Source organism: Bradyrhizobium sp. 31Argb, assembly GCF_043638955.1.
GTDB lineage: Bacteria > Pseudomonadota > Alphaproteobacteria > Rhizobiales > Xanthobacteraceae > Bradyrhizobium.
Window position 1 is genome coordinate 1 of record NZ_JBEGDB010000302.1, and the last position, 9319, is coordinate 9319.

A 9319-nucleotide genomic window follows, 5' to 3' on the forward strand; every position below is an offset into this window, starting at 1 on the left:
TGCCTGCGTCCACGATCTTCGAATCATGGTTGCCCATGGATTCAGAATCCTCAGTCAATTACAACTGTAATGCTAGTGCGTCCACAACCTCCGCATTCATGGAGCGACCGTGCTCTCCGGCAAGCTCGGAGAGTGTATCGCGCATGCCAGGGGGCAGCCTGACGATAAATTGATCGGCCCCCTGCCGGGCCGCGTCTTGCTGACGGTCTTTTTCTTGGCCATTCGCAACCTCTCAATCGCACAGTGCGATATCGCACTTGCGAATCTGCTGCGCTGATCGCGTGGGAATGGCTTCAGCGAGAGACCGACATATTCGCGACCTTCGACGTCTTGCACTATCGACCGAAGGAACACCCCAACATGGTGCGCGTGATCGATGAAAAGACGAACGCGCAAAGCTGGGTTCCTTTGCTCGATGACGCTGGTGTCGCTCTCTATCCAGAGCTGATGGACGAACTCGATGCTATCAAGCGCGAGCGCATCGGCGGCCTCATGCTGCGGCGGGACTGGGGTGAACGCGGCCCGTGGCCGACATGGCCAAAGCCTGACATGCCAGACTTCACGCACATGAGCCGAAAGGTGAAAGAGGTCATCCGGGCCGCCAATCTGCGCGACGAGCTATCATTCGCCTCGTTCAGGCACGGTGGCCTAACCGAGACCGGCGCCGAACTGACCGATCGCGAGATCTTGGCGCAGAGCAGGCATACCACGGTCAAGGTGTTGCCGAAGTACGTCAAGCGCACGACGCAGATCGCCACCGGCACCAAGAAGCGACGCGCCGTGCGAACGAAAGCCGGACATTTGTCCGAATGAGCATCAGCCAGCTTGTCCGAATGAAAAATTGGGAGTGTCGTAAGTGACTGAAAACATTGGAGCGGGTGAAGGGAATCGAACCCTCGTATTCAGCTTGGAAGGCTGCTGCTCTACCATTGAGCTACACCCGCGTCGGGATGATCCACTATCATGCCGGGAGGGCAGCCTCAACCGCCCTGAGTCGTTACGAACAGCCGGGTTCCAGCCGATCCGCCTTCAGGCCTTAACAGGGGCGGAGTGGCTGCCTATATTGCGTGTCCCATCAACAAAGAAAGGAGGTGATCCAGTGTCTTATCTCAAGCGCTGTCACCTCGCTGGGATCGCCCGCTAAGCAGTCCAAAGCTTGGCATCGGGGCGCTCTCAGCCCTGGACCAGCGAGCACGAGAATCGGGCGCGGCGGGAGCGATTCCGCCGCGTCTTTATTGTTGGGCCGACGCAGATGGGGAATTGCTCGGGACGCCATCAAGCCTGGAATCGGGCGACGTCGTCAAACCGTAATATTGCATGAATACTCATTGAGACCCGTCGGCTGGCATGCACGCCGACGCCTGAAATTACCGTCAACGAGCAGATCGTGGAGTTCTTGGAGGCCGACACCGCAGTCCTGATCCATTGCACGGTCGGACAGTGGTGATGCGTTCGCAGACCAAAGCTGTAACTGAACCTGATCGCCTCGGATACGCGGCAGGTACCTCGGGTAGAGGACGGTTCCTGCTGTGGGCGACTCCTCTGACGGTCGCCGGTGCTATCGCCGCGACTGGACATCTGTTTGCCCAAACACTGTCCGCGAACACGGCAATCAGGTTCGATATTCCCTCACAGTCGTTGAGCGCGGCACTCAGTCGCTATGGCGACCTGACGGGTCGCGAGGCACTCTACGACACCAGTCTTGCTGCGGGCAGGGCCTCGGGTGAGGTGCTGGGTGTGTTGACACCCAATGAAGCGCTACAGCGGCTTCTGGCCGGGACCAATCTTTCGGCGCGGTTCCTTTCCGAGAACGCATTCGTCCTGATGCCCACGGCACCCAGCGCGCGGCAAGCAACAACGCAAGAGCCATCAGCGGCACACCGACGTTATTATGGTCTGATTCAGGAGACCGTGCTGGATGCGCTCTGTCAGTCGGCCGTCACCCGTCCTGGCCAGTACCGGATTGTGGTGGCGCTTTGGATCGGCTCGACGGGCAGAATCGAGAAATCCCAGCGCGTCGGCTCCGCCGGCAGCGGCACTATCGATCGGCAGATTGACGTAACCCTGGCGTCGGTGAGACTGCGGGAGCCGCCGCCGGCAGATTTCGCGCAGCCCATATTGATTGTTCTCGTGCCGCAAGCGCCTGGCGTTACACCGGGCTGTGCCTCCGCTGACACTGCTGCGCGTCCCGGTGGAGAGACGCGATGAGCGACCAGGCCCTGGCGGGAATCCGTCGCTTGTTCGTCGAACGCTATGAGGATCTGAAGGAGCGCTTGACCAGATATCTGGGTTCGGCCGACCTCGCTGGCGACGCAATGCACGATACCTGGCTGCGCCTCGCGCTGACGGAATCGATCGGAGTCGTCCAAAGCCAGCAAAGCTACCTTTTCCGTGCAGCCTTGAATGCCGCCGCCGACCGCCGCCGCAACGACGGACGTCACCTGTCCGTGGCCGAGATCGACAGCCTGCTTGACGTGGCGGACGAAGCGCCGACGCCAGAGCAGATTGTGCTTGCGAGATCCGAGCTCGAGGCGTTCAAGGCCATGCTGGCGCAACTTCCTGCGCGCAGGCGTACGATCTTTCTGGCGGCACGACTGCACAATATTCCCCGTCAGGTCATCGCCGACCGTCTTGGCGTGTCACGGCGGCTGGTGGCGAAGGAGCTCCTCCTGGCTCACAAGGCGTTTGTCGAGCGCCTCAAGGAAATGAAGGGCTAGAGCATGATCCGGAAAAGTGGGAACCGGTTTTCCGTCGCGACAAACGCGAACGCGTTTGCGCGGAGATCATGCTCAAACAAAGAGATCTAGTGTGCGCATTTGCCATCCGAGAAGCGTCTTAAGAATGAGGTCGTCCGCAGTCTGGAAGGCGGACATGGCGACATCGATATCAAGGGACGCGCAGCTAGTATGAGCAACGCCCGTCATTTGGGCTCCGGCCTGAATGCCATCGAGGACGAGGCCATCGCGTGGGTGCAGAAGCTTGCGTCCGGCGAAGCGACGCGTGAGGACGTGGACGCATTGGCGCGATGGCGCGCGCAAAGCCCTGCGCGTGAGGCCGCCTTTATCGAGGCTAGTCGTGCATGGAGCAGCGCGGGCGCTGCGGCGCGCATGCTGCAAGGCGGCGGTCATGACATCTTCGCCGAACTCGATGCGCTCCGCCGGCAGCGCAAGAAAGTCAGCCGGCGCGTCATGTTGGGCGGCGGTGTGGCCGCGATCGCCGCGGCAACGGCATACGGCGCCGTCAGCCCGCCACTGGGGCTCTGGCCCTCATTGGCCGAACTGAAGGCCGACTACCACACCAGCACCGGCGAACAGAGCAGCGTAACGTTCGCAGACGACATCGCAATCAACCTCAACACACAGACCAGCCTGGCAATTCGATCCGCAGCCGGCGCGATGGATCGTGTCGAGCTGATCCTGGGTGAGGCCTCTTTCCTTGTTCCAGCACGGGCAAAACGATCGCTGGGCGTTTTTGCGGCGGGCGGTGAGACCGTCGCGGACGTTGGAAAATTCGATGTTCGCTACACCAGGGGCGGCGAACGGGCCTCGGTCAGCGTCACATGTTTCGAGGGCGCGGCGCGCATTCAGCATGGGGCAGAGGTCGCCGCTCTCAAGGCTGGAGAGCGCGTCCACTACGGTTCAAGAGGACTGAGCCCGATCGTCGCAATCGATCCAGTCGTTGCATCGGAATGGCAGCGGGGCATCGTCGAGTTTCGCGGGACCCCGCTCGCCGAGGCGGTCGAGGAAATCAACCGATACCGACCCGGCAGGATCATCTTGATGAACCAGGCGCTCGGGCAGAAGCAGCTCAGCGGTCGTTTTCGTATCGATCAGATGAATATGGTGCTGGAACAGCTCGAGTACGCATTTAACGCGAAGCTTCAGCGGTTCCCAGGCGGAATCGTGGTCCTGAGCTGAGCTTCGGCTGCGCCACCCGAGAGTCCTTCCAAAAAATAATTCGTGCGGGCGTGCTCAACGCCGCTGCAGAACCTGTCTTTACGGTGAGAGCCATTTCATTTCTGGCGTCGCCGCGACATGTGGCTGCGACGCTGGGAGCGTAGTCTTGTTCGCAGGAGCCTTCGATGCCGGTGCAAAGTGATGTCAGTTCCACCACCACCGCGCATCGGGATCGGCGCCGCTCCATCCTCCTTGCGGGCGTGAGCGCTGCGGCGCTGTTTCTGTCTGCGTCCGAGGCAATGGCCCGCCCCTTGGGCGGATCCGCGCCGACAGCGTCGGCTGCGGCGGTCGCAGCGGCGCAGTCAGCCGCAGAGGAGGCGGCGCGCGCTGCCATGGCCGCGAACGACTCGCTGCGACGCGCGACGCTTGCGATCCAGGCGCAGCAGGCGGTCCAGCAAGCCGCACGCGATGCCGCCCGGGCGGCGCAGCAGGCGAATGTTGTTCCCAACGGGCTCCGGCCGGGCGGTCTGCAGGTTGGCAGCGGGGTTATCGGCCCCAATGGGAGCGTGAACCAGAACCTTTGGAAGGGAGCCGACCTCCCGACCGAGCGTGCGGATGGTGATCGCGTCAGCGTCGACATCAGGCAACGCGAGCAGAAGGCGATCCTGAGCTGGGATACCTTCAACGTCGGCGCCAGAACAGACCTTCGTTTCGACCAGCAGGGCAACCGCAATTGGGTCGCGCTGAACCGTGTGCTCGGCGCGGATGCCAGGCCGAGCCAGATTCTCGGCAGCATCAAGGCCGACGGCTCCGTCTACGTCATCAACCAGAACGGCATCATCTTCGGCGGAACGTCCCAAGTGAATGTCGGTGCGCTGGTTGCGTCGACGGCGAAGCTCTCGAACGAGCAATTCCTCAACAACGGCATCTATTCGCGCTACGAGAACGGCACCCATTACCCGAGCTTCACGGATGCGGGCGGTGAGGTGAAGGTCGAGCCCGGCGCTCTCATCGAGACCAAGCCGCCAGCCAAGAACACGACCGGCGGCGGCTTCGTACTGCTATTGGGTGCGGCTGTGGAGAATGCCGGCCGGATCTCGTCGCCGCAGGGACAGGTGATGCTGGGGGCAGGCGACGATTTTCTCCTGCGCGCGGGCTATGGCACCGCCGCCAACCAGGCTTCGACGACGCGCGGCCATGAGATTGTGCCGCTCTTGCGTGCGGACAGTCTCAGTGGCGCGGTCACCAATTCCGGCTTGATCTACAGCCAGCAGGGCGACATCACGCTTGCCGGGCGCACCATCGTGCAGGACGGTGCGCTCGTGTCGACCACCTCCGTCAACACGCGCGGCACGATTCATCTCCTGAACGCCGTCTCCGATACCAACGGGAGCGTCACGCTCGGTGCCAACAGCCTGACCACCATCCTGCCCGAGCTCGACAGCGATGCGACCGCGCTCAACAGCCAACGCGATGCGTTCGTCACGGCAGTGCGCCCTGTCGGCTATGATCCGCAGTTCGACAATCTCTCCAAGCTGCCGGATCGCCTGGACCAGTCGCGTATCGAGATCGTGACCGGCGGCGACGTGGTCTTCAGAGGCGGCTCGATCACGCAGGCCCAGGGCGGGCAGGTGGCGGTTTCGGCGATCGGTCGCGTCTTTACCGGAAGCGGCGCCACCATCGATGTCTCCGGCACCCGCGGTGTGCTGCTGCCAATGTCGGCCAACAACATCGAGGTCAATATCCAGGGCAACGAACTGCGCGACAGTCCCGTCAATCGGGATCAGACCTATCTGAAGAACGCGGATGTCTGGATCGACCTGCGCGATCTCGTCCTGGTGCCCGCCGGAACCGGCGGTTATGCATCGGACCGCTACTACACGCCCGGGGGACTGCTGGAGGCCTCCGGTTATCTCGGCAATACCGCGCACAAGATTGGTGAATGGACCGCCGTCGGCGGAACCATCACCTTGTCGGCGCGGGACGTTGTGGCGCAGCAAGGCGCGATCTTCAACATCTCCGGCGGCTCCGTCACTTATGAGGGCGGCTATATCAGGACCAGCAATTTCGTCGGTGCGGACGGCCGGACCTACAACATCAACAATGCGCGCGCCGATATGCAGTTCACGGCGGTCGGCGGTAGCTTTGTGCGCAAGCATTACATACAGGGCCAGGTTGACGACGGGCTAACCGAGGTCTGGACCAGTCCGTTTGGCAAGGGACGCGTGAGCCAGCGCTGGGAGGATGGCTATACGGTCGGCCGCGACGCCGGCCAGCTCATTCTTTCGACGCCGACGTCGATCTTCGAAGGCACCATCCTCGCCGACATCGTCAAGGGTGAGCGCCAGACCGGGAAGCGGCCTTCCGGCGCCACCGACGGCTACAAGCTGGGCCAGAACACGGTAGCGCAAGCGGGAACGCTCGCGCTTGGGGATTACGGCAAGCCTGGCCAGAGCCCAGGCGCGCCGCTCGGTTTTGTCACCGATGTCAAATTTGACGATCATGTTCCCTCGCTCGCGAACGCGCTGTCGCCGAACGCGTCGGTGCCTGAGGACCGCGCCAATACCGCGTGGTTCGATACCAGGCAGCTCAACAGCTTCGGATTGGGCGGCTTGACGGTGACGACCGGCGGGCATGTCGCCATCGACGCTCCGCTGATACTGGCGCCGGGCGGTCAGATCACCGCTGCCGCACCGGTTATCGATGTCAACAGCACCGTCACCGTGCGCAGCGGCAATGTGTCCTTCAGCAATGTCGTCGACGTCGGCACCGGGACGCTGCCGACCATCGACGGCATGCTGGGCGTGCGGCTGAACCCGGGCGCCGTGATCGATACGCGCGGGCTGTGGACCAATGCACTCCTTGATCGCGGCAATCTGTCCGGTCTCGCTTTTGTCGACGGCGGCAATGTCTCGCTGAACTCGCCCCAATCCGTGAAGCTCTCCGCGGGCAGCCTGATCGATGCGTCTTCCGGCGGCGCCATCCTCATCAATGGCAAGATCACGGGCGGCAAGGGTGGAAATATCACCCTGATCGCGGATGTGGCGAACGGGTTCGATCTTCTTCCAGGCGATCCGCTGGTGCTCGAAGGCACCGTTCGATCGTACGGAATGACAAAGGGCGGCACGCTGACCATCAGCAGCGGCAGCGCCATCAATATTTCCGACCTGCCGTTGCTCGCGGATGGTTTGCTCCCCGCCGGACAGGCTACGACGACAGTTCTGTTTCTGGATTCCGCCCTGGTCATTCCGGCGGGGACGCAGATCCCGTTCACTTACAGCATGACTGTCAGGAAGGCGCTTCCTGGCGAAGCGCTGCAAATGGATCTGATGCCCGACTTCTCCAGGGGCGTAACCGTCGGCGCAAATTGGCAGGTGCCTGACAGCCTGGCCTACGTATACGACAGTAACTTCACTTATTACTCTCCGGGCACCCAGGTACCCGCGGGCACGCAACTGCTGGGATCAGCCGGGGACCTCACCGCGGGCTATGTTGTTCCGGCCGACGCCTTTCCAAATGGATTGGCCGTCACGCCGACCACTGTGACTTATGCAGCAGGATCTACTGCTGCAAAGGAGTTGAGCGTGCCGACAGGGACGCGGATTCCCGCCGGAACCGTCCTCGCGCAGACCGTTGCCATCAAGCCACCGCTCAATCTCGACCCCGGCATCTTCAAGAGCGGGTTTTCGAATTACGACATTTCGAGCCAGGTCGGCGTCGTGGTCAGCAAGAATACCCAGGTCGATGTGACGATGCCGGTCTACCGGACGACCGCGGCAAGCTATACGGTGCCGACCGGCAGTGACCCGGCCACCGCGCTCGAAGTCTGGACACCGCCGCTCTACCAGGAAAATGTCAGCACTGGGCAGCTTACGCAGCGCGCCGGCGGCAGCCTCAAGCTGACCACGGATCCCAACACGGCGAGCGGATCCGGGATCCTGATCGACACGGGTGCGGCCTTGCGTGTGGATCCGGGCCAGTCGGTCAGCATCGCGAGCACGGGCCAGGTCACCGTGGACGGCATGATCTCGGCGCCGGGCGGGGCGATCACGATCGATCTCACCTTGCAGTCTCAGACCGGCATCCCGGGCCAGTCGATCTGGATCGGCGACAACGCTGTTCTCGATGTGGCGGGGCGGTCGGTGACGGCCGTGGATCGCCAGGGCCGGCCCTATGGTGTTGTTTCCGACGGCGGTTCGATTGCCATCGGCGTCAGGTTCGACTCCAACGGTCAAGTCGATAACAATGGTTTCGTCGTGGTCCGGCCGGGAGCCGTGCTCGATGCTTCCGGTGCGAGTGCGGTGATCGCACCATACGGCGCGGTCGGAGGTGCCCCGACCGCGGTGGCGAGCAATGGCGGCAGCATCGCGCTCGCGTCCCGGCACGGAATCTTTCTGGACGGCACGGTGCGTGCGGCGACGGGCGGAGCGGGCGCCTCCGGCGGCACACTGTCGCTGTTGCTCGGTGAAAAGCCGGCGGGGGCCGATTGGGACCCGTCGGATGTCCAACTCGTACCGCGTCGTCTGATCATCACTCAGGACTACGTGCCGAGCGGCATGCGCGCCGATCTCAAGCCTGGAGAAGCCGATCCTACGCTGGGCTATGGGGTGGCGCGGATCAGCGCCAAACAGGTCGAGGCCGGCGGTTTCGACAGTCTTTCCCTGTGGTCATCGACCGCATTCGTGTTCGACGGTCCAGTATCGCTCAATCTGGGACGCAGCATCGTTTTCGACCGAGGCGTGCTGACGAGCAGCGACACCGCCAGCAGCGTGGCGCTGACGGCCCCCTACGTTCTACTGCGCGGGTATGCTTTTACGACCGGTCTGCCCGGGTCCAGCTTTTCCATATCGTCACCCTCCTCGCAGGCAACGACCGCAAAGCTCACGGTCTCGGCCGATTTGATCGACATCCAGAACTACGTCCAGTTCGGGGCGAGCGGTAAAATCGAGTCGAACAGCGGCGCGCAGGTGTTGTACGACATGGCTGGTTTCAGGGACATCGATCTCACCAGCCGTGGCGACATTCGGTTTGTGCGCAATACGGCGCAGACCAGCACCTTCCCCTCAGGGACGCGTACGACACTGCGGACGCCCGGCAACCTCACGCTCACGGCGGCCCAGCTCTATCCAACTACTGGCGCCCAGGCCGAGGTCTACGCTGCTTTCGATCCTTCGCTGCCCGACGCCAGACTCTCCATCAAACGCATCGACGATGCATTGCCGCAGACGCCGTTCTCGGCCTTCGGCAGCTTGTCGCTCTATGCCACCGTTATCGACCAGGGTGGCGTCATCCGCGCGCCGCTCGGCGACATCGTCCTTGGTGCCGACAGCAACAGCTTCGGCACCATTAGGCCGTGTGGACAGTTACCTTATCCAGAGCAGAGTGGCGGCAATGGCGACGACGGCGAAGTAGTTTCGCGCGGT

General features: G+C 62.6%; 7 protein-coding genes and 1 tRNA gene. 6 read left to right on the forward strand and 2 right to left on the reverse strand.

The window, feature by feature from the left end; translation table 11 throughout:
• Positions 1-58: 58 nt before the first annotated feature.
• On the reverse strand, positions 59-145 hold the full coding sequence (locus AAFX91_RS35120; protein WP_394569609.1) for an Arc family DNA-binding protein: 87 nt from the start codon (positions 143-145) through the stop codon (positions 59-61).
• On the opposite strand from AAFX91_RS35120, the gene AAFX91_RS35125 reads away from it, so the two are divergent.
• Together AAFX91_RS35125 and AAFX91_RS35130 are read left to right on the forward strand one after the other, a co-directional pair.
• Complete coding sequence (locus tag AAFX91_RS35125; protein ID WP_165421553.1) at positions 110-277, forward strand: hypothetical protein; 168 nt, start codon at positions 110-112, stop codon at positions 275-277. The genes AAFX91_RS35120 and AAFX91_RS35125 overlap by 36 nt on opposite strands.
• An 83-nt stretch (positions 278-360) precedes the next feature.
• Entirely contained in the window at positions 361-813 is a 453-nt protein-coding gene (locus AAFX91_RS35130; RefSeq protein ID WP_394569605.1) for a hypothetical protein, read from the forward strand.
• A 57-nt stretch (positions 814-870) separates the two neighbouring features.
• Here AAFX91_RS35130 and AAFX91_RS35135 read toward each other — a convergent pair.
• Positions 871-944 (reverse strand) — tRNA-Gly (locus AAFX91_RS35135).
• A 502-nt stretch (positions 945-1446) separates the two neighbouring features.
• On the opposite strand from AAFX91_RS35135, the gene AAFX91_RS35140 reads away from it, so the two are divergent.
• The 4 genes from AAFX91_RS35140 to AAFX91_RS35155 all read left to right on the forward strand — a co-directional run.
• Positions 1447-2208 (forward strand): STN domain-containing protein, encoded by a 762-nt coding sequence (locus AAFX91_RS35140; RefSeq protein WP_130584016.1) that lies wholly within the window; start codon positions 1447-1449, stop codon positions 2206-2208.
• Positions 2205-2717: an RNA polymerase sigma factor gene (locus tag AAFX91_RS35145; RefSeq protein ID WP_394569606.1), complete on the forward strand. Its 513-nt coding sequence runs from the start codon at positions 2205-2207 to the stop codon at positions 2715-2717. Before AAFX91_RS35140 ends, AAFX91_RS35145 begins: the two co-directional genes overlap by 4 nt.
• Positions 2718-2924: 207 nt before the next feature.
• The gene (locus AAFX91_RS35150; protein WP_394569607.1) at positions 2925-3917 is read left to right on the forward strand and encodes a FecR family protein; all 993 of its coding nucleotides are present in this window, start codon (positions 2925-2927) and stop codon (positions 3915-3917) included.
• A 164-nt stretch (positions 3918-4081) separates the two neighbouring features.
• A partial coding sequence (locus AAFX91_RS35155) for a filamentous hemagglutinin N-terminal domain-containing protein (protein WP_394569608.1) occupies positions 4082-9319 on the forward strand: 5238 nt, incomplete at its 3' end.

Coding starts and splice junctions, on each gene's coding strand:
- AAFX91_RS35120 (WP_394569609.1), bottom strand. CDS start 145: ATGCGCGATACACTCTCCGAGCTTGCCGGAGAGCACGGTCGCTCCATG.
- AAFX91_RS35145 (WP_394569606.1), top strand. CDS start 2,205: ATGAGCGACCAGGCCCTGGCGGGAATCCGTCGCTTGTTCGTCGAACGC.
- AAFX91_RS35130 (WP_394569605.1), top strand. CDS start 361: ATGGTGCGCGTGATCGATGAAAAGACGAACGCGCAAAGCTGGGTTCCT.
- AAFX91_RS35140 (WP_130584016.1), top strand. CDS start 1,447: ATGCGTTCGCAGACCAAAGCTGTAACTGAACCTGATCGCCTCGGATAC.